Source organism: uncultured Merdimonas sp. (assembly GCF_963929015.1).
In the GTDB taxonomy this organism is placed as follows: Bacteria; Bacillota; Clostridia; order Lachnospirales; family Lachnospiraceae; genus Merdimonas.
The window spans coordinates 92,859-112,895 of the sequence record NZ_CAWVHE010000011.1; the positions used below are offsets into that span (position 1 = coordinate 92,859).

Here is a 20,037-nt window from a genome sequence, read left to right on the forward strand (position 1 = left end):
TCCCGGTCTTTTGCTTAAGATTTGTCTGTCATAATGATGCCTGTTACAAGACGGATGCTATGGACAAGAAAGGATCAGACGGATGAAGAATGTATTGGAATGGCTGGAACACACGGCGGTTCGCTGCCCGGATAAGATAGCAGTGGACGATGGAAATGTGGTGCTAAGCTTTGAGGAACTTCGGGACCTGGCCAGAAGAATGGGATCGGGTCTTACAAAGGAGACGCTCCCCGGCCGTCCGGTGGCAGTGTATCTTTCCAAAAGTTCTCTGGTGCTGGCGGCTATGATGGGAGTGGTATACGCGGGATGCTTTTATGTGATGATCGATCCGGAGCAGCCAAAGGAACGGGTACGCAGGATCTGCGACGTGCTGTGCCCGGAGCTGGTAATTACCGATGAATACGGGGAAGAATTGTTCCGGGAGATACCGGGGAAAATCCCCACGGTCCGGATCGTGGATCTGATGCGTGCCTCAGCGGATCTGACGAGGCTGAAAGCGATCCGGAAAGAGAGCAGAAGGGAAGATCTTCTGTACGGGATCTTCACATCCGGTTCTACCGGAATGCCCAAGGGAGTGATGGTCAGCCATGATGCGGTTCTGAAGTTTATCGGGCATTTTACGGAGTTGTTCCAGATTACAAAAGAGGACCGGATCGGGAATCAGGCGCCTTTTGATTTCGATGTGTCTGTGAAGGATATCTATTCCTCTCTGATGACAGGGGCCAGTCTCTATTTAATTCCAAGGGATGACTTCCGGACTCCGGCAAGGCTTCTGGACCGGCTGTGTGAAAAGAAAGTCACCACCCTGATCTGGGCGGTGTCGGCGCTCTGCCTGATCTCCACGCTGAAAGGCCTGGAATACCGGGCGCCGGAGTTTGTGCGGAAGGTATTGTTCAGCGGGGAAGTTATGCCGTCCGGCCAGTTGTCTGCCTGGCAGAAAGCTCTTCCTCAGGCAGAGTTTGTCAATCTCTACGGTCCGTCGGAGATTACCTGCAACTGCACCTGGTTCCGGGTGGATCACCCGGTCGGCAGAGGAGAAAAACTTCCCATTGGACAGCCCTTCCCCGGGCGGCGCGTATTTCTGGTGGACGAATCCGGAAAAGAAGTGGCCGAAAAGGGCAGAACAGGGGAAATCTGTGTGTCAGGAGAATCCCTGTCAGAGGGGTATTACGGGAATCCTAAGATGACTGCCGAAAAATTCCCCGTTGATCCGGAGAAAGGACGGTACTATAAAACCGGAGATCTGGGATATTTCGGGGAAGACGGCAATCTTTATTTTTCCGGGCGGAGAGATTTTCAGATCAAACATATGGGTCACCGGATCGAACTGGAGGAAGTGGAGCGTGCCATGGAGCAGGTGGACGGAGTGACGCGAAGCTGCTGCGTTCTGGACAGGCGGAAAGAAAGGCTGGTGGCATTTTACCTGGGAGAAGAAAAAACGGCCCGGATCCGAAAGGGGATGCAGAGCCTGGTGCCCCGCTATATGATCCCGGCAAAGTTCTGCCAGGTGGACGGGATGCCTCTAACAAAAAATGGAAAGATTGACAGGACATATTTTCTAAGAAAGGTGGAGATGCAGGATGGATAGGAACCGGTTGGAATATGCGATCGTAAAATATGGAACGCCCCTCTATGTGTTTGACCTGGACATGCTGGAAGAGGAAACGGAAAGGATCCGGCGGGGAGTAGGACCTGACCTGGAACTTTGTTATGCACTGAAAGCCAATCCTTTTCTGGCAGAGAAGATGGCGGAACTGGCAGGGAAACTGGAAATCTGTTCCATGGGAGAGTACAGGATTTGTAAAGCATTAAAGATCCCGCCGGAGAAATTTCTTATTTCTGGCGTTCTGAAAAAAGAAGAAGAGATCGAAGAAATCTTGTGTGAGGAAGGAGACCGTTGTATCTATACCATCGAATCACCGGCGCAGTTTTCCAGGATCGGTCGGTGGTGCGAGACCCATAGGAAAAAGGTAACGGTTTATCTTAGGCTGAGCAGCGGCAATCAATTTGGCATGGACCGGCGGACGCTGGAGAGCCTTTTCCGGAAGAAAGACCTGTATCCCGGGCTCTGCATCAAAGGACTGCATTATTTTTCCGGCACCCAGAAGCGTTCCCCGGGCCAGGTAAAAAAAGAACTTGTCATGCTGGATCGCTGTCTGAACGAACTGGAAAATATAGCAGGAGAACCCATTGAGACGCTGGAGTACGGGCCGGGGATCCCGGTTCCATACTTTACGGATCAAAAAGATGAAACGGATCTGTTTTTGCAGACAATACAGAGTGCGGCGGGAAATATGCGCTGGAAGGGACGGATCGTGCTGGAGATGGGGCGTGCGCTGGCTGCTGGCTGCGGTTATTATCTGACCCAGGTGCTGGACGTAAAAAAGACGGAAGGCACCAACTACTGTATTGTGGACGGAGGGATCCATCAGATTAACTATGACGGACAGATCCGGGGAATGTACAGGCCTTATCTGAAGATCAGCCCATTTTATCCGGAAGGAAGAGAAGAGGAGTGGACGGTCTGCGGGGCGCTTTGTACGGCGGCGGATGTTCTGGTAAGGAAGGCATTCCTGAAAAATCTGCGGCCCGGAAGTATTCTGATCTTTGAGCGGGCAGGCGCCTATGCCATGACAGAAGGAATGGCGTTGTTTTTAAGCCGGGAGCTTCCGGCGGTCGCTGTTTATGAAAGAAAGGAAGGCTGGCGGCTTTTCAGAGACCGCACGCCGGTATTCCCCTGGAATATGGAAGATAAAAAAATAGAAGAAAAGGAGAAAAACCAATGGAAAAGCTGATGGAGATCTTAAGAGAGATTGATGATACGATAGATTTTGAAAAGGAAACGGCGCTGATCGACGGAAGAATTCTGGATTCTTTCGGGATGATCACACTGGTGTCAGAACTGGAAGACGCATTTGATATCCAGATCGGCGCTTCGGAAATGGTGCCGGAAAACTTTAATTCTGTACAGGCGATGTGGGAAATGGTGACAAGACTAAAGGAGACAGGATAAATGGCATATCATACAGGGATGTATCTGTTTTTGTTCCTTCCGGCTGTGCTGCTGCTCTATCAGGGTGCTCCTGCAAGACACCGCTGGAAGGTGCTTTTGCTGGCAGGATATGCTTTTTTCTATCTGGTCAGCGGGAAACTTTTGCTGTATCTTCTGGGGACCACACTTTTTACGCATTACATCGGGCTTTGGCTGGAAGCATTGCAGAGCGCCGGGCGGGGAAAGAGGGAGCAGAAACGTGTGCTGGCCTTTGGGATCTGTGTGCTCCTTGCAGTTCTGGGCTATCTGAAGTATTACAATTTTTTCGCAGAAAATCTGAACAGGGCGGTGGTACATTTCGGCGGGGTTCCGCTGCTTGCGGCCAGGCACTTCTTGCTGCCCATCGGGATTTCTTTTTATACGCTGCAGGCTATCGGGTATATGGCCGACATCTACTGGAAGAAGATCCCGGCCGGGCAGCCCCTTGGGAAAGTGGCTCTCTTTCTTGGCTTTTTCCCGCAGATCATGGAAGGCCCCATCAGTATGTACGGCCAGACGGCAGATCAGCTCTGGCAGGGCAGAGGCATCCGAAGAGAAGATCTGTCCAGGGGATGGCTTCGGATTGTCTGGGGATTGTTTAAGAAAATGGTGGTCGCGGACCGGCTGTATGTGCTCGTCCAGAATGTGTTCAGCCAGCACAGCCGGTACAGCGGAGTCATCGTGGCCGTGGCTGCAGTGGCCTATACCGTGCAGCTTTACATGGAGTTTTCCGGGTGTATGGATATCGTGACCGGGAGCGCCCGGATGTTTGGCGTGACGCTGCCGGAAAATTTCCGACAGCCCTTTGTGTCAAGAAGTGCGGCAGAATTCTGGAGACGATGGCATATCACACTGGGGGTCTGGCTGAAAACCTATGTATTTTATCCGGTGTCTGCTTCCGGACTGGTGAAAAGATGGAACCGCTTTGCCAGAAAACATTGCGGAAAATATGCGGCCAGACTTGGCGTATCTGCATTGGCGCTCTTTCCGGTGTGGCTGTGCAACGGATTGTGGCATGGACCCAGATGGAGTTATATTTTTTACGGAATGTATTATTTTGTTATCCTGCTGCTGGAAATGGCGTTCGAGCCAGTCGGAGAGAAGATCCGCACGCTTCTGGGGCTGAAAGCAGATGCCTGGCAGATCAGGGCTGTTCAGATCTGCCGAACCTGGCTTGTGGTTTTCACAGGCGAACTCTTTTTCCGGGCTGACGGCCTTCGGGCAGGCATAGAGATGTTCCGGAGCATCTTCCGTGGATTTTCCCTTGCGCCTTTGTGGGATGGGAGCCTGTGCATGCTGGGCCTTGATCTGGCGGACTATCTGGTGGTTTTTGCCGGATGTCTGGCAGTGGGCGTGGCAGGATTTTTCAAAGAACGGCAGACGGATATCTCTGTCCGGCTGGAGAATACAAAGCTTCCGGTCCGGTGGGCGTGTTATTATGCGCTGATCCTTGCGGTTGTGCTATTCGGGGCCTACGGGATCGGTTATCAGAAGGTGGATTTGATTTATGCTGGATTCTAAAAAGAAAAACAGAGTGAAAACGATTACATTTTTTGGCTTACTCCTGGTGATCCTGACTGGACTTTCCGTGGCGTTATCCGGTTATGCAGGGAAACACAGTGAACTGGTCAAAGACCGGAACCGGGCGCTGACAGGTCTTGGGGAAGAACCGGATCATACCATTGATCTTCTGGTGATCGGAGACAGTGAATGTTATACCACGGTTTCGCCCATGGATCTCTGGAAAGATCACGGGATCACCGCTTACCTTGGCGGACAGTCCGGGCAGAAGATCCAGGAGAGTTATTATATGCTGAAAACGGCGCTGGAGACCCAGAAGCCGAAACTGGTTATGATGGAAACCAATGTGCTTTATCGTTCTGCGGATAAGCCGGATGCTTTGCAGGATATTTTATACGAAGCAGGACAGCATTATTTTCCGGTGTTCCGTTATCATGACATGTGGAAGACGCTGCTTCCCGGAACCAAGGCGGGGGAGACGGATTATAAGGGATATGTGCCAAGGACCAATGTACAGCCCTATACCGGCAATCGTTCCTATATGGCCCGGACAGAGGAAGCGGTTCCGGTCCGGGGAAAAACAGTGCACTATTATATGGATGAGATCCTGCGGATCTGCAGGGAAGAGGGGATTGCATTTATGCTCTACAGCGGTCCGTCGCCGGTCAACTATAATTATAAAAAGCACAATGGACTTGCAGCCTATGCAAAGGAACAGAAGATCCCTTACCTGGATCTGAATCTGAAGCAAAAAGAATTGGGGATCGACTGGCAGATGGATACCGTAGACAAAGGAGATCACCTGAATCTTACCGGGGCAAGGAAGGTGACCCGGTATCTGGGAAACTATCTGAAAGAAAATTATGAGCTGCCGGATCACCGGGAAGAACAGTCCTACCGGGAATGGAACGCGGAAGCGGACCGCTTTTTTACGGCGATCGGGCAGACAAAGGAAACGAAAGGTCTTCCGGCTACAGATCCGGACAGGTAATCTTCATGACCTGTTCGATCACATGATGCAGAAGCTGGGCCTGCTCCGTTTCTGCGGCTTTATAGTAAACTTCTTTTCCCTCCCGGCGGCTGGTAACAAGGCCGCTGGTCTTTAACTGCCTGAGGTGGTGGGAGACGGCGGGGCTTGACATGTCCACCATAGAAGAGATGTTGATGACACATTCTTCGCAGTGGCATAACAGCCAGAAGATGCGTACCCTGCTCCCGTCGCCTAATTGCTTAAAGACATCGGCGATAGTCTGGAAATCCTCGGTGCCCGGCATGCAGGTAAGGCTCTTTTCTATTTTCTGCCCATGATCATGGGGAAGCTTCTTTTCTGTCATAATGAAAACCTCCTTGCTGTTCTAATTATTGTAGTACAGCTTTTTGGCTGATGCAATGAAAAAGGAAAAAATTTCCGAAAAAAAAGAGAATAGAGTATTGACATTTCCTGTATAAGGGATATAATGAAATCAACAATTAAACAAATGCTTAATTGATAAAGTGTGAAAGGAAGGAAGTAAAATGAAAAAGACGTACAAGATTGATGTGGATTGTGCAAACTGTGCAAATAAGATGGAGCAGGCGGCAAAGGAGACGGCCGGAGTAAAGGATGCGACTGTCAACTTTATGATGCTGAAGATGATCGTGGAGTTTGAGGAAGGACAGGAACCGAAAACGGTGATGAAAGAAGTCCTGAAGAACTGCAAAAAAGTAGAAGATGACTGCGAGATCTTTTTATAGACGGGGAGAATTCTTATGAACAAGAAACAGAAAAAGATGCTGGCCCGGATCCTTGTGGCGGCGGTTTTGATGATCGGCTTACATTTTGTGCCGGTGTCCGGGGCGGCAAGATTTCTTTTATATATGATCCCTTACCTGACAGTAGGATATGATATTCTATTAAAGGCATGGAAAGGGATCCGCAACCGGCAGGTGTTTGATGAATGCTTCCTGATGGCAGTGGCTACGGTGGGAGCCATCGCTCTGGCCCTTTATGAGCAGAGCGGCGATTACACAGAGGCCATTGCGGTAATGCTCTTCTATCAGATCGGAGAGCTGTTCCAGAGTTACGCGGTGGGAAAAAGCCGCCGCAATATCAGCGAACTGATGGACATTCGCCCGGATTATGCTAATATAGAAACAGACGGGACGCTGACCCGGGTAGACCCGGATGAAGTGGAGACCGGCAGTGTGATCGTGGTGCAGCCCGGCGAGAAAGTGCCCATCGACGGGATTGTGGTGGAAGGAAACTCTACCCTGAATGCCAGCGCACTGACAGGAGAAAGTGTTCCCAGGGATGCAAAGGCGGGAGATGAGATTATCAGCGGATGCATCAATCTGACCGGCGTCCTGAAGATTCAGACTACCAAAGAATTTGGGGAATCTACGGTATCCAAAATCCTGGATCTGGTGGAGAATGCAAGCTCCAGAAAATCCAGATCTGAAGAATTTATCTCCAGATTCGCGAGGATCTATACTCCGGCGGTCTGTTACGCGGCCCTGGCCCTTGCGTTTCTGCCTCCGCTGGTGCGGTTTTTGGTGCTCGGTCTTTCACCGGACTTTGGCACCTGGGTATACCGGGCTCTGACATTTCTCGTAATCAGCTGCCCCTGTGCGCTTGTGATCAGCATTCCATTAAGCTTTTTTGCAGGGATCGGGGGAGCCAGCAACGCCGGCGTTCTGGTGAAAGGCTCAAATTATCTGGAGACCCTGTCTCAGACAAAGATCGTGGTCTTTGACAAGACCGGCACCTTGACCCGCGGGGTATTTGAGGTCATCGGGATCCATCACAATCAGATGGAAGAAGAACAGCTGCTGGAATACGCGGCCCTGGCGGAAAGCGCTTCCTCCCATCCCATCAGCAAAAGCATCCAGAAGGCTTACGGGAAAGAACTGGACCGCAGCCGGGTTACAGAGATCCGGGAGATCAGCGGAAATGGTGTGACTGCCAGAGTAGACGGCCATGAGGTGGCAGCGGGCAACGACAAGTTGATGGATCACCTTGGCATTTCCTGTATTCCCTGCCACAGTGTGGGAACCATCATCCATCTGGCGATTGACGGCCGGTACGCCGGACATATCGTGATCTCGGATGTGGTGAAACCCCATTCAGCAGAGGCCATCCGCGCGCTGAAAGCGGCCGGCATCCGCAAGACCGTCATGTTGAGCGGCGATATCCGCAGAGTGGCAGAAAAAGTGGCAGAGGAACTTGGCCTGGACGAAGTGTACAGTGAACTCCTTCCTGCTGACAAGGTAGAAAAAGTGGAAGAACTGATCGGCACAAAGAAAGAGAAAGAAAAACTGGCTTTTGTGGGCGACGGCATCAATGACGCCCCGGTACTGGGACGGGCGGATATCGGTATCGCCATGGGAGCCATGGGTTCTGACGCTGCCATTGAGGCGGCGGACGTGGTACTGATGGACGATGATCCTTTGAAGATCGCCAAAGCCATTCGGATTTCCAGGAAATGTCTGGGCATCGTCTATCAGAATATCGTGTTTGCCATCGGCATCAAACTGATCTGCCTGGCCCTTGGCGCCGTGGGTCTTGCCAACATGTGGCTTGCCATTTTCGCAGACGTTGGTGTCATGGTCATAGCCGTACTGAACGCAGTTCGGGCGTTGTTTGTGAAGAATCTGTAAGATATAATATGGAAAGAAAAATCTAAGATTGGAACGGAAACAGAATGAAAAAATATCAGGGGAAATCTGTGTCAGAAGGGATCGCCATCGGGAAACTGCGGGTGTATTCCGGAGAGCAGAGGATCATCGAAAAGAGAAGGACAGAAGATGTGGACAGAGAGCTTGGGCGTTTTGAAGACGCCCGGGCTTCTGTTGCGTTGGAACTTTCTCATCTTTATGAGGAGACGGCCCGGAAAGCGGGAGATCAGGTGGCTGCCATTTTCCAGGGCCATTCCCTGATCCTGCAGGATGAGGTGGTCATAGATTTTATTCGGGAAATGATCCGTACCCAGAAGGTGGATGCGGAATCTGCGGTGGCAGCCGCAGGAGAAAAGTTTGCCGGCACCTTTGAACAGCTGGACGATCCTTATTTTAAAGAACGGGCGGCTGACGTAAAAGACGTGAAAGAGCGGGTGTTAAGAAAGCTGCGGGGCGGATTGGAAGAGCAGGATCAGGAGGCGGAAGAACCGGTCATCCTGGCTGCCAGGGAGCTGACGCCCAGCCAGACGATCCGCATGGATCCATCGAAAATATTGGGATTTGTAACAGAGCTTGGCTCCTCCAATTCCCATGTGGCGATCCTGTCCCGCGCCATGGGGATCGCCGCCCTGACGGGAATCCGGTTTACGGAGGAGATGGATGGAAAACTGGCGGTTCTGGACGGATTTTCCGGGGAACTGATCCTGGAGCCGGACGAGGCGACTCTTGCAGGCTATCAGGAAAAACAAAAAGGCCGGGAAGAGCGTCAAAAACTTCTCGCGGAACTGCGGGGAAAAGAAGATGTGACAGCGGACGGCCGGAGAATGGATCTTTTTGCCAACGTGGGAAGTCTGGAAGAAGTAAAAAGAGCGCTGGAAAATGACGCCCGGGGAATCGGCCTGTTCCGGACGGAATTTCTGTACCTGGGGAAAACAGATTTTCCTTCTGAGGAAGAGCAGTTCCAGGCATATAAGGAAGCGCTGGAACAGATGGAAGGGAAAAAGGTGATTATCCGGACGCTGGATGTGGGAGCAGATAAACAGACCGACTATCTGCAGATGGAACCGGAAGCCAATCCGGCGCTTGGATGCAGAGGGATCCGGCTCTGTTTCAGGCGGCCGGATATCTTCAAGACCCAGCTGCGCGCGCTTGTACGCGCCAGCGCCTATGGCAATCTGGGGATTCTGTATCCCATGATCATTTCTGTGGATGAAGTCCGTCAGATCAAAGCCCTGGTAAATGAGGTGAAAGCAGAGCTGGAAGAAGAAGGCATTTCTTATGGAACCTTTGAGCAGGGCGTGATGATCGAGACCCCTGCAGCGGTTATGATCAGCTCTGCACTTGCAAAAGAAGTGGACTTTTTCAGTATCGGGACCAACGATCTTACCCAGTACACGCTGGCTGTAGACCGGCAGGATGTGAAACTGGACGATCTCTTTGATCCCCGCCACCCGGCCGTGATGGATCTGATCCGGATGACAGTGAAAAACGGCCATGCGGGCGGGTGCCGGGTGGGCATCTGCGGCGAACTGGGAGCGGATCCTGCGCTGACCGGAACATTTCTGGAAATGGACGTGGATGAATTGTCAGTGACTCCGGCCAGTGTGCTGCAGATCCGGAAGATAATCCGTGCGATCTAAAATGATTTTCTGCTTTTTAACGATAGAGGGACTATCTGGATGATAATTTATTCAGTAGTTCCTTTAATTTTTGGATTTCCTCTTCCTGTTTATGAATGGTTTCCTTTTGTGCGTCAATCTCTTCCTGCATTTCATCAATCATATATTGAACTGTGTTCTTATCCAGTTCCTGCAATTCTTTTGAAAACATATCCATCACCCGCTCTGTATTCTGGCACAGCGTATAGATTTCTTCATAGTAACAGCGAAACTGAGGATAAGAAAGAATCAGCTTTTCTATCATTTCAGGTTCATCTGTACTTAGAAATGTAAGCCATGCTTCCAACTGGTTTCTGATACCTTTATTGTGCAAAATCCGGTAGAAGATGTCAAGCGGGATGAATACATATTCCTGAAGCAGATCAATGGAGATGCCGGTATCTGACTGTTGGGAAAATCGATGAATATAATTTTCGGGAAATTGATGAAATTCAGACGTGCTTTTTTCATATAACACAATAGTGTAGACTTTTTTAATATCCTTATAACTGAAAGATTTTGATTTTTCATTCCGCATTCGTTTATACTGTCGAAGGAGAAGATCGGCAGAGTAACAGGCAGAGCGCTGTCCTGGAAATCGATAGCCGAGCTTTTGGACTTCAATATTGACGATACTTCCAGTCTCTAATTTTACAACCAGATCCATAACGATTAGAGAATGTTCGTCTCCGATACGCGGGGATTCCAGGGGAAGTATGTGGAGAATTTTAATATGTTCTCCGAGAATCAGTGAGAGTAGTTCTTCTACTCGTCCGGGGGCAAACTCTGGATTCAAAATTTCTTTAAAGACCGGGTCATGTAATATATGAAGTCCTTTTTGACCAGTGCAGTATGCAAGAAAAGCATTCTGTTGGTCTTTGTCCCATTTTTGAAAAGCAGAATACAGATCAGGAGTTGTAGTAATTTCCTGTAGGATAGCTTCCCTGGTTCGGATCATAGGGAAATACTTTTGTAAGACAGATGACATAGGCAAATCCTCCTTGCAATATAAAATAAATGATAGAATGGTGATGGCTCCGAACAGGAGCATTTGGAAATAAAGATATTTAGTAGATAAGGAAATAAGAGTGACTCTGATTCCACTAAGAATAAAATAAGGATAGCATAAAAGAGTAAAAAGCGCAATCGAAAGGAAAACCTTGTGCCTCTTTTTCGTGGATGATATGATATTTCTATCAGAAGCGAAAAGAGGCACTTTTTATGTTGACAGAAAAGAATATGCGGGTGGTGGTGCGAGGAGGCGGCGACCTTGCCAGCGGCGTGATTGCAAAATTATATCACAGCGGATTTCAGGTGGTTGTTCTGGAGTGCGGGATGCCTACTGCTATCCGGCGTACGGTTTCCTTTTCAGAAGCAGTATATCAAAAAGAGGCGACGGTGGAGGATGTGACTGCCAGGCTGACGAATCCGGCCCATGCCGGGGATGTGCTGACCGCCGGGCTGGTGCCGGTACTGATAGATCCGGAAGGGGATTGGATCCGCAGATGGAATCCGGACATTGTGGTGGATGCTATCCTGGCCAAGCGTAATCTGGGAACCCGGATAGAGATGGCGCCTGTTACCATCGGCCTTGGCCCCGGCTTTGTGGCGGGAAAGGACGTGCATGCGGTGGTGGAGACCAAAAGAGGCCACGATCTGGGACGGATCTATTACCGGGGAAGCGCCATTCCCAATACAGGAGTTCCGGGTGTGATCGGCGGCGTTGCCGCGGAGCGGGTTATCTATGCGACGGCAGAAGGGATCCTTACAGGCTGCCGGATGATCGGAGACCTGGTACACAAAGGAGAGGTCATAGCCCGGATCGGAGACTGCCCGGTACAGGCTTCCATCGACGGGATCTTAAGAGGAATACTGCCGGACGGCTTTCCGGTAAAGCAGGGGCTTAAGATGGCAGATATTGATCCCAGACTGGAGGAAAGAGACAACTGCCGGAGCATTTCCGACAAAGCCAGATGCATCGCCGGCGGGGTGCTGGAAGCGATCCTGCACCTGCAAACCCTGGAAGAAGCATTTTCCCTGAGAAACATTCTGAAGATCGATCCGGGGAAGCACCGGCTGATCGCCGTTACCGGAGCCGGCGGAAAGACGACGCTGATCTATGAGCTGGCAAAAGAACTGCGGAGCGCGGGATACCGGACGGCAGTTGCCGCCACGGCTCACATGTGGAAAGAAGGCCGTTACGGATTTACGCCCATCGGCGGCGGATATGAGGGGGACAAGATCACAGGACTTGCGCCCGGGGAGCTAAGAAAACTGCTGGATGAATATGATGTGGTGATCGTAGAGGCGGACGGAAGCAGGGGACTTCCTCTGAAATGTCCGGGAGACCAGGAGCCGGTGATCCCGGATGGAACGGATCTGGTGATCGGCGTAGCAGGTGCCACAGCCATCGGACAGACCTTCCGGGAAGCCTGTCACCGGTTTCCGGTTGCCTGCAGGTATCTTGAACGATCCCCGGAGGAAAAGATCACGGCAGAAGATCTGTCGGCCTGCCTGACCAGCGATTTTGGGCAGAAGAAACAGGTGGCCTGCGAATACCGGTATCTGGTAAATCAGGCGGAAGAGCTGGATGAAGAGACCAGAGAAGCATTATGCCATTTGCTGGAAAAGGGGAAAGATTACGGCGCGGCCGTATCATTTTTCCAGAAAAGATGGTACAATGATTCCACGATACAAAAAACAGAAGTCAATGAGGAGAAGAGATGCTGAAAATAAAGAATTATGTAAAAGCAGAAAGTCTGGAACAGGCTTATGAACTGAATCAGAAGCGTTCCAACCGGATCCTTGGCGGAATGCTCTGGATGAAGATGAGCAATGCTCAGATCCAGACAGCCATCGATCTGTCAGGGCTTGGCCTGAATGAGATTGAGGAGACAGACGAATCCTTCCGCATCGGATGCATGGTAACCTTAAGACAGCTGGAACTCCATGAGGGGCTGAATACGTGGTTTGACCATATGATGCAGAACAGTGTGAAGGATATCGTGGGCGTTCAGTTCCGCAATCTGGCAACGGTGGGAGGAAGCATATTCGGACGGTTCGGATTTTCCGATGTACTGACCGCGTTCCTTGCCCTGGATACGGAAGTGGAACTTTTCCACGCCGGGATCCTGCCTTTAAGAGAGTTTGTAACTATGCCAAGAGATAACGATATCCTGGTGCGTCTGATCGTAAAGAAGACGCCGGGCGCTTATGCGTATCTTTGCCACCGCAATGTGCGGACGGATTTTCCGGTGCTGGCGGCAGGATTTGCCTGCACCAAAGAAGGCGTGCGTATTACAGTAGGGGCAAGGCCGAAGAAGGCCATGCTTCTGACGGTTTCGGAAGATACGGCGGCAAAGATCCGGGAGGGCGTCTGTTCAGAGGAAGAGATTGCCAGGATCGCTGCTTCGCTGGCAAAGGAAGTCCCCACGGAAAGTAATCTGCGGGCTGGAAAAGAATACCGCAGCCACCTGGCGGAGGTTCTGATCTGCCGGGGACTTGGAACATTGCAGGAGAGGGGGCCGAAGGAATGAAGATCAGTCTGATGTTAAATGGAACAAAGATCGAACGGGAGATCGCTCCGGATCTTCTGCTCATTGATTTGGTAAGGGAAGAAGGCTGCTACAGCGTCAAACGGGGCTGTGAAACTTCCGGCTGCGGCCTGTGTACGGTATTTCTGGATGAGAAACCTGTCCTGTCCTGTTCCGTGCTTGCGGCAAGAGCGGACGGGCATGCAGTGACAACGCTGGAAGGACTGCAAAAAGAAGCAGAGGAATTTGGCGCATTTATCGCCGACCAGGGCGCGGAGCAGTGTGGATTCTGCAATCCCGGCATGATCATGAATGCCATCGCTCTTTTCCGGGAGAATCCGGATCCGACAGAAGAAGAGATGAAGGAATATCTGGCCGGAAATCTCTGCCGCTGCTCCGGATATGAGGGACAGCTGCGGGGAATGAAAGCATTTCTGGAATATAAAAAACAAGGAGGTGCGGTATGAAGACAGTAGGTCAGCCGATCAGAAAAAAAGACGCCATGGCGCTGGTGACAGGCCAGCCGGTATTTACCGATGATATCGCGCCGAAGAACTGTCTGATCGTAAAAGTATTGCGAAGCCCTCATGCCAATGCCATGGTCCGTTCCGTGAAAAAGGATCTGGCAGAGAAGGTAGAGGGGATTGAAGCGGTTTATACCTGGGAGGATGTGCCGGATGAGCGGTTTACGCTTGCCGGACAGACCTATCCGGAAGCCAGTCCTTATGACCGGCTGATCCTGGACCGCCATGTCCGGTATGTGGGAGATCCGGTGGCAATCGTGGCCGGCCGGGACGAGGCTTGTGTGGATCAGGCGCTGAAACGGCTCAAAGTGGAGTATGAGATCCTTCCTGCGATCCTGGATCTTCACGAGGCGAAAGACAGCGAGATCCTGGTGCATCCGGAAGAAAACTGGAAGGCCCTCTGTAAGGTAGGGGCGGATAATAAGAGAAACTTATGCGCCAGCGGCGAAAGCCATGACGGGGATGTGGAAGCTGTGCTTCAGGACTGCGAGGAAGTGGTAGAAGGCACTTATCATGTGAAAGCCAATCAGCAGGCCATGATGGAAACCTTCCGCACCGTCTGCTATCTGGATCCGTACGGGAGGTTAAATGTAATGAGTTCCACCCAGATCGTTTTTCATGTGAGAAGGATCCTTTCCAATGCCCTTGGCATTTCCAAATCCAGGATCCGGGTATTCAAGCCCAGGATCGGCGGCGGATTCGGGGCAAAACAGACGTCTGTATCCGAGATCTATCCGGCGTTTGTGACCTGGAAGACCGGCAAGCCTTCCAAGATGATCTTTACCAGGGAAGAATCCCAGATCGCTTCCTCGCCCAGACATGAGATGGAAGTTTCCGTCAGAGTGGGCGCAGACAGAGACGGCAGGATCCGGGCGATTGATGTGTATACCTTATCCAATACGGGGGCCTATGGCGAGCACGGCCCCACAACGGTGGGACTGTCCGGCCACAAGTCGATCCCTCTGTATGGTTCACTGGAAGCCCACCGGTTCCGCTATGATGTAGTTTATACCAATGTCATGTCTTCCGGCGCTTACCGGGGATACGGCGCGACCCAGGGAATCTATGCAGTAGAAACGGCGGTTAATGAACTGGCAGAAAGGCTTCATATCGACCCTGTGGAACTGCGGCTGAAAAATATGGTGCGGGAAGGCCAGATCATGCCCGCCTATTATGGAGAACAGACCAACAGCTGCGCTCTGGATCGCTGTCTGAAACGTGCGGCAGATATGATCGGCTGGAAAGAAAAATATCCCTGCAAAGATATGGGAAATGGCAAAGTAAGAAGCGTAGGCGTGGCCATGGCTATGCAGGGCTCTGGGATTTCCAATGTGGACGTAGGGTCTGCCACTATTAAGCTGGAGGAGGACGGAGTCTATGCGCTCTCCATCGGCGCTGCGGATATGGGGACCGGCTGTGATACGACCATGGCCCAGGTGGCTGCAGAATGCCTGGATTGCTCCATAGAGCAGATCATTGTCTCCGGGGCGGATACAGATACTTCCCCTTATGACTCCGGTTCCTATGCGTCCAGTACGGCCTACATCACCGGAAAAGCCGTAGAAAAGGCCTGCCGGAAGCTGCAGGAGAAGATCTGCGAAAAAGCGGCATCCATGCTGGGATGCGAAGTGGACGCCGTGGAATTTGACGGACATACCGCTGTGGACCGGACAACCGGAAAACAGGTGACCTTAAAAGAAATCGGCACAGCCGGACAGAGCGGCAATGCAAGAAGTCTTCAGGTAACAGAGACCAACAGTTCTCCAGTATCCCCGCCGCCGTTTATGGTGGGCATGGCGGAGATCGAAGTGGACAAGGCGACCGGCCATGTAGAACTGCTGGATTATGTGGCGGTAGTGGACTGCGGAACCCCGCTGAACCCCAACCTCTGCCACTGTCAGGTGGAAGGCGGCCTGGCACAGGGCATCGGCATGGCGCTCTATGAGGATGTCCGGTATTCGGCCAGAGGCCAGATGCTGAACAATTCTTTCATGCAGTATAAGATCCCCACCCGTCTGGATGTAGGAACCCTGCGTGTAGAATTTGAAAGCAGCTACGAAGAAACCGGCCCCTTTGGAGCAAAATCCATCGGGGAAGTGGTGATCAACACCCCGGCGCCGGCGCTTACGCATGCGGTGGCAAACGCGACCGGACTCTGGATCCACGAACTCCCCATTACCAGTGAAAAAATCGCCATGGGGCTTTTGAAAAAATGAAAACAGCGTTGATTTATCTGGCGGCTGGAAACAGCCGCCGTTTTGGAAGCAATAAGCTGCTGTATGAGATAGAAGGCCGGCCCATGTACCGGCATCTCCTGGACCGTCTGGTCAGGATCGCAGGCACATTTCCGGATTGTGAAGTGCTGGTAGTGACCAGATATGAGGAAATTCGGGAAAGTGTGGAAGCGCTGCGGACAAATGGAGAGCCGGTCCGCTGCGTCTGGTCGCCGGAAAGTGCGAAAGGCGCATCCTATTCCGTCCGGGCCGGACTTCTGGAAGCCATCCGGCCGGGAGCGCAGGAAGCCGCATTTTTTGTGGCGGATCAGCCCTGGCTTAGCGAAGCAAGCGTGCAAGGATTTCTGCAGCTGATGCAGTCCGCCGGAGAAACGCAGGAACCCGGGCAGGAAGACGCGGCCACAGAGCGGCTTGGCTGCGTCAGATACAAGGACCGGGAAGGCAATCCGGTCTGGTTTGGGAAAGCTTATTTTCCGGAACTACTGGAACTGAAAGAAGAGGAAGGCGGGAAAAAGGTGTTCCGGAGACACCGGGACAAGGCCTGGTATTATGAGGTGACAGAGGAAAAAGAGCTGACGGATGTGGATGAACAAAGGGAGAATAAAAGCTGAATCCTGCTCGGAATCTGGTCCGGAATTCCGCGTAAGAAATCCTGCCCGGAATCCTGTCCGGGAAAAAGGATTTGCCAAGAAGGGCCAAGTATGCTATGATGTTATGTGCAGAAAATGAAGATAAGAATTCAAATTGGAGGTTATGTATGAAATTTCTGTCAAAGCAATGGCTGCAGACGGGGATATCGGCGCTGTGTATCACGGCAATGGTTCTTCCCGGAGTTACGGTACATGCCACAGAAATCGAAAGCATGGAGCAGCAGTCATCACAGCTGGAGGATCAGTTGAGCGGTATCAATGAAGATCTGGTAGAGCTGGGAGCGCAGATCGCGAGCCTGGAAGATCAGATCAAAGAAACCGGCAATCAGATCGAAGCAACAAAAGCACAGATTGATATTGCAAGGAACAGCGAAGAGCAGCAGTTTGAGGAAATGAAGCTTCGGATCAAATATGTGTATGAGAACGACAGCGCTTCCATGTTAAGCATGATTTTTTCTGTAGATAACATGGCAGATTTCCTGAACCGTGTAGAATTTGTACAGAATGTCAGTGATTATGACAGGGAGCAGTTGGAAGAGCTTTGCACACTCAGGGAAACCATTGAGGAGCAGGAAGCCAAACTGCAGGATGAGAGAAAATCACAGGAAAAAATGGAAAAAGAGCTGGCAGATCAGAAAAAAGAGCTGAATGCCAGAGCGCAGGCAACATCTACAGATCTTGCGGCGCTCAATGATAAGATCAACGCGTTGCGGGCAGAAGAAGCCGCCCGTCAGGCAGAAGAGGCAAAGAAAGCAGCAGAGGCCGCAAACCAGCAGGCAGCTGCCAATAACAGCAACCGTCCCTCCGGCGGTTCCGGTACTTCTTCTTCTGGTTCTTCCGGCGGCGGGAATTATCAGATCCCGAACAGTGGCGGAGCTCTGACGCCGGAAAAAGGCGTGGTGTACTTTAATGGCCACCGCGAAACCTATTATTCCCAGAGAGTGCTTCCGGGACATGGCCTGAACATTCCGGGACGTCATGTGGCAAGCGATGGAACCATCCGTGACAAGGATGGATACATCTGCGTAGCCAGCAGTGATTATCCAAAGGGAACGATCGTAGAGACGTCGCTTGGTACCGGGAAGGTCTATGATACCGGATGCCCGTCAGGAACCATTGACATTTACACAGACTGGTAAAAACTGAATAGAAATGGGATAAGGGACTGGAAACGGTCCCTTATTTTTTAGGAAAAAAGAATACAAAAAAAGAACCCCTGATCAATCAGGGATTCTCATAAGCTATGCGGAGAAAGGGACTCATCTAATGACAAGATTATACAGGAACAGCACATTTATAAGGGGTTCCGGTGATTTGTAAGGGGCAAACATACTGAATAATATCAGATGTTTGCTCCATATTTGCCCCACGTTTTTAGATTAGGTGCACTTCCCGGATCGCTTCATTGGCCCGCTCCTGGGCCCGCTTGGTGACGTGGTAGTAAATCTGGCGGGTGACCTTGCTCGTGGCGTGACCCAGCCGGCGGGAAATAATCTCAAGATCAACGCCGGCCTCGGCCATCAGGGCGACATGGGTGTGACGGAGGACGTGCGGGGTGACTTTCCGGCCCAGAACCCGTAGCGAGACTTCCTTCAGGTACTTGTTGTATGCCGCATACTCTACGTGATCGCCGTTACTGTCACAGAAAAGCAAAGTGCTTCTGCAGCCGTTCCGGAGGCACTCGGAAAGGGTAAAGGCTTTGATCTTCCGGCACAGGTCAAAGAGTTCATCTTGCATATACACATCCCGGGAAGAGGAGAGGGTCTTCGCGCTGGTTTCCAGTTTATTATTTGTGTCCCAGGTCTTTGTGACGTGGATTGTGCGATCCTGGAAATCTACATCTTCCATATCCAGGGCGATTGCTTCTCCGACACGAAGTCCTGAGAGAGCCAGAAAGACGGTCATAAGGCGCCACTGTGGGACGGCCATACCAGCCAGTAGATTCTTAAGCTCATCGCCCTCAAGGAATTTGTCTTGCAGACGTTCCTTCTTCTCCGGATCTGGAGCCTTATCCAGCTTATCCAGCCACCGGATGTCTGTAATATAATCGTTTTTATATCCCCATCGAATCAAGGCTTTCAGACGCGTCAGACGCTCGTTCAGGGTACCATTTTCGTCGCCGGTTTCTCCAAACCTTTTCCGGACATACCCGGCATTGAGTTTTGAGACTAAGGTATCCGCCCCCAATATATCTATAAGGCGCTTTGTGGCAAAGACATTCCGAGAATAGGTGGAAGCTTTGACAGTGCGCTTCTGATCCTCACGGTAACGCTCTATCAGACCGAAGAGGGTTAGTTTCTTGTCTGGTGATGGAGAAGCTGCCAGGCGCTCCTGGATTTTTTCTTCCAGAATCTGGGCGGCGGCTTTCCGTGTCACCCGGGTATCTTTCTCTAGGGTACAGGAAACGGTTCGGATCTTCCCGGTCATTGGATCCTCATACCGCTCGGCAAACCTTACATTTCCACTTGGCAATTGTTCAGACCACATAAAATCATCTCCTTTATGGTATAAAAATAACAGCCAGCGAACTTTCGTTCTCTTGCGTGACTGTTCCGGAGATGATACAATATTTCTTGGTTAAGCTGTAGCATCTCCGGAGATGTTATAGTAAAATCTCCCGACCGTATTGTCTACTGAGTGGACAGGGAGTAGTTTTCCGTCCCGGTGTTGGCGCGCCGGGGCGATTTTTATTTACTGTAATCCATTAATTCGTAGGCAATTTGAGTAGGCGAGTTCCTGAAGCATCTTATAGAGTGGCTGAACATTGAACTTTTTGGGGAACTCCAACTTATGGGATATATATTGCACTTCGTGCGCCGTAAGATTGGCTGTCTTAATGTAGGTAAATGTAAGCTCACTATCGTCAAAACCAAAACCGGCGGTCTCCATCGTTACATCAACAACAGAGAATAAATTAATAGACTCTACTCGCATTTTTGTCCCAGTAGCACCCTGCTTATCAGTAAATATAATCCGCTTATCAGTAAAGATAAGAGAGTCTCGAACGAGTTTAAATCCAACCTGTATGGTTTCCCCGTCCATGAGATACATCCCATATTCCTGCTGGAGTTGTTCGACAGGAACTTCACTATAATTCCCGGCAAGGCCACCTTGAAAAAGATTTCCACCGCTTGCCCCCGCAACAGCCTTCGCACCGTTCAATACATCTTTCATTCCAAATGCCATATCGTTTACCTCTCTTTCGAATTCTTACACTGAGAAACCTATATAA

The 20,037-nt window shown here is 51.0% G+C and carries 18 protein-coding genes; 14 read left to right on the top strand and 4 right to left on the bottom strand.

Annotation, left to right across the window (positions count from 1 at the left end):
- Nucleotides 1–82 precede the first annotated feature (82 nt).
- From ABGT54_RS05705 to ABGT54_RS05725, 5 genes are read left to right on the top strand one after another with little or no spacing between them, the layout of a single operon-like run.
- Entirely contained in the window at nt 83–1,588 is a 1,506-nt protein-coding gene (locus ABGT54_RS05705) for an amino acid adenylation domain-containing protein (RefSeq protein WP_346663202.1), read from the top strand.
- Nucleotides 1,581–2,795, top strand: coding sequence for an alanine racemase (locus ABGT54_RS05710; RefSeq protein ID WP_346663203.1), 1,215 nt, complete (start codon nt 1,581–1,583; stop codon nt 2,793–2,795). Before ABGT54_RS05705 ends, ABGT54_RS05710 begins: the two co-directional genes overlap by 8 nt.
- Nucleotides 2,783–3,013 carry a phosphopantetheine-binding protein gene (locus ABGT54_RS05715; protein ID WP_204908468.1) on the top strand — a complete coding sequence of 77 codons (231 nt, stop codon included), beginning with the start codon at nt 2,783–2,785 and terminating at the stop codon, nt 3,011–3,013. Before ABGT54_RS05710 ends, ABGT54_RS05715 begins: the two co-directional genes overlap by 13 nt.
- The gene (locus ABGT54_RS05720) at nt 3,014–4,552 is read left to right on the top strand and encodes an MBOAT family O-acyltransferase (protein WP_346663204.1); all 1,539 of its coding nucleotides are present in this window, start codon (nt 3,014–3,016) and stop codon (nt 4,550–4,552) included.
- Nucleotides 4,539–5,543, top strand: coding sequence for an SGNH/GDSL hydrolase family protein (locus ABGT54_RS05725; RefSeq protein ID WP_346663205.1), 1,005 nt, complete (start codon nt 4,539–4,541; stop codon nt 5,541–5,543). The genes ABGT54_RS05720 and ABGT54_RS05725 overlap by 14 nt, the downstream gene beginning before the upstream one ends.
- Here the strand turns inward: ABGT54_RS05725 and ABGT54_RS05730 are convergent.
- Nucleotides 5,524–5,886 (bottom strand): metalloregulator ArsR/SmtB family transcription factor, encoded by a 363-nt coding sequence (locus ABGT54_RS05730; RefSeq protein ID WP_204932504.1) that lies wholly within the window; start codon nt 5,884–5,886, stop codon nt 5,524–5,526. The two genes, ABGT54_RS05725 and ABGT54_RS05730, sit on opposite strands and share 20 nt — an antisense overlap.
- Before the next feature lie 181 nt (nt 5,887–6,067).
- Here ABGT54_RS05730 and ABGT54_RS05735 point away from each other — a divergent pair, with 181 nt between their 5' ends.
- Genes ABGT54_RS05735 through ptsP form a run of 3 tightly spaced genes read left to right on the top strand, consistent with a single transcriptional unit; the run spans nt 6,068 to nt 9,846 of the window.
- On the top strand, nt 6,068–6,286 hold the full coding sequence (locus ABGT54_RS05735; protein WP_204908472.1) for a cation transporter: 219 nt from the start codon (nt 6,068–6,070) through the stop codon (nt 6,284–6,286).
- A gap of 15 nt (nt 6,287–6,301) precedes the next feature.
- The gene (locus ABGT54_RS05740) at nt 6,302–8,188 is read left to right on the top strand and encodes a heavy metal translocating P-type ATPase (protein ID WP_346663206.1); all 1,887 of its coding nucleotides are present in this window, start codon (nt 6,302–6,304) and stop codon (nt 8,186–8,188) included.
- A gap of 44 nt (nt 8,189–8,232) precedes the next feature.
- Nucleotides 8,233–9,846: a phosphoenolpyruvate--protein phosphotransferase gene (ptsP, locus tag ABGT54_RS05745; RefSeq protein ID WP_346663207.1), complete on the top strand. Its 1,614-nt coding sequence runs from the start codon at nt 8,233–8,235 to the stop codon at nt 9,844–9,846.
- A gap of 31 nt (nt 9,847–9,877) precedes the next feature.
- Here the strand turns inward: ptsP and ABGT54_RS05750 are convergent, their stop codons facing one another.
- Nucleotides 9,878–10,852 (bottom strand): PD-(D/E)XK nuclease family transposase, encoded by a 975-nt coding sequence (locus tag ABGT54_RS05750; RefSeq protein ID WP_346663208.1) that lies wholly within the window; start codon nt 10,850–10,852, stop codon nt 9,878–9,880.
- Between the two features lie 233 nt (nt 10,853–11,085).
- Here ABGT54_RS05750 and yqeB point away from each other — a divergent pair, with 233 nt between their 5' ends.
- The 6 genes from yqeB to ABGT54_RS05780 all read left to right on the top strand — a co-directional run bounded on the left by yqeB (nt 11,086) and on the right by ABGT54_RS05780 (nt 17,944).
- The gene (gene yqeB, locus ABGT54_RS05755) at nt 11,086–12,594 is read left to right on the top strand and encodes a selenium-dependent molybdenum cofactor biosynthesis protein YqeB (RefSeq protein WP_346663209.1); all 1,509 of its coding nucleotides are present in this window, start codon (nt 11,086–11,088) and stop codon (nt 12,592–12,594) included.
- Nucleotides 12,588–13,400, top strand: a complete 813-nt coding sequence (locus tag ABGT54_RS05760; RefSeq protein ID WP_346663210.1) for an FAD binding domain-containing protein — start codon at nt 12,588–12,590, stop codon at nt 13,398–13,400. Before yqeB ends, ABGT54_RS05760 begins: the two co-directional genes overlap by 7 nt.
- Nucleotides 13,397–13,864: a (2Fe-2S)-binding protein gene (locus ABGT54_RS05765; protein ID WP_346663211.1), complete on the top strand. Its 468-nt coding sequence runs from the start codon at nt 13,397–13,399 to the stop codon at nt 13,862–13,864. The genes ABGT54_RS05760 and ABGT54_RS05765 overlap by 4 nt, the downstream gene beginning before the upstream one ends.
- On the top strand, nt 13,861–16,137 hold the full coding sequence (locus tag ABGT54_RS05770) for a molybdopterin cofactor-binding domain-containing protein (RefSeq protein ID WP_346663212.1): 2,277 nt from the start codon (nt 13,861–13,863) through the stop codon (nt 16,135–16,137). The genes ABGT54_RS05765 and ABGT54_RS05770 overlap by 4 nt, the downstream gene beginning before the upstream one ends.
- Nucleotides 16,134–16,766 (top strand): nucleotidyltransferase family protein, encoded by a 633-nt coding sequence (locus ABGT54_RS05775; RefSeq protein ID WP_346663213.1) that lies wholly within the window; start codon nt 16,134–16,136, stop codon nt 16,764–16,766. Before ABGT54_RS05770 ends, ABGT54_RS05775 begins: the two co-directional genes overlap by 4 nt.
- A 146-nt stretch (nt 16,767–16,912) precedes the next feature.
- A complete protein-coding gene (locus tag ABGT54_RS05780; protein WP_346663214.1) occupies nt 16,913–17,944 on the top strand; it encodes a hypothetical protein in 1,032 nt (343 codons plus the stop codon).
- A 235-nt stretch (nt 17,945–18,179) separates the two neighbouring features.
- On the opposite strand, the gene ABGT54_RS05785 is transcribed toward ABGT54_RS05780, so the two are convergent.
- Together ABGT54_RS05785 and ABGT54_RS05790 are read right to left on the bottom strand one after the other, a co-directional pair.
- Complete coding sequence (locus ABGT54_RS05785) at nt 18,180–19,292, bottom strand: site-specific integrase (RefSeq protein ID WP_346663215.1); 1,113 nt, start codon at nt 19,290–19,292, stop codon at nt 18,180–18,182.
- 204 nt (nt 19,293–19,496) lie between these two features.
- Nucleotides 19,497–19,991: a PH domain-containing protein gene (locus ABGT54_RS05790; RefSeq protein ID WP_346663216.1), complete on the bottom strand. Its 495-nt coding sequence runs from the start codon at nt 19,989–19,991 to the stop codon at nt 19,497–19,499.
- Nucleotides 19,992–20,037: the final 46 nt, after the last annotated feature.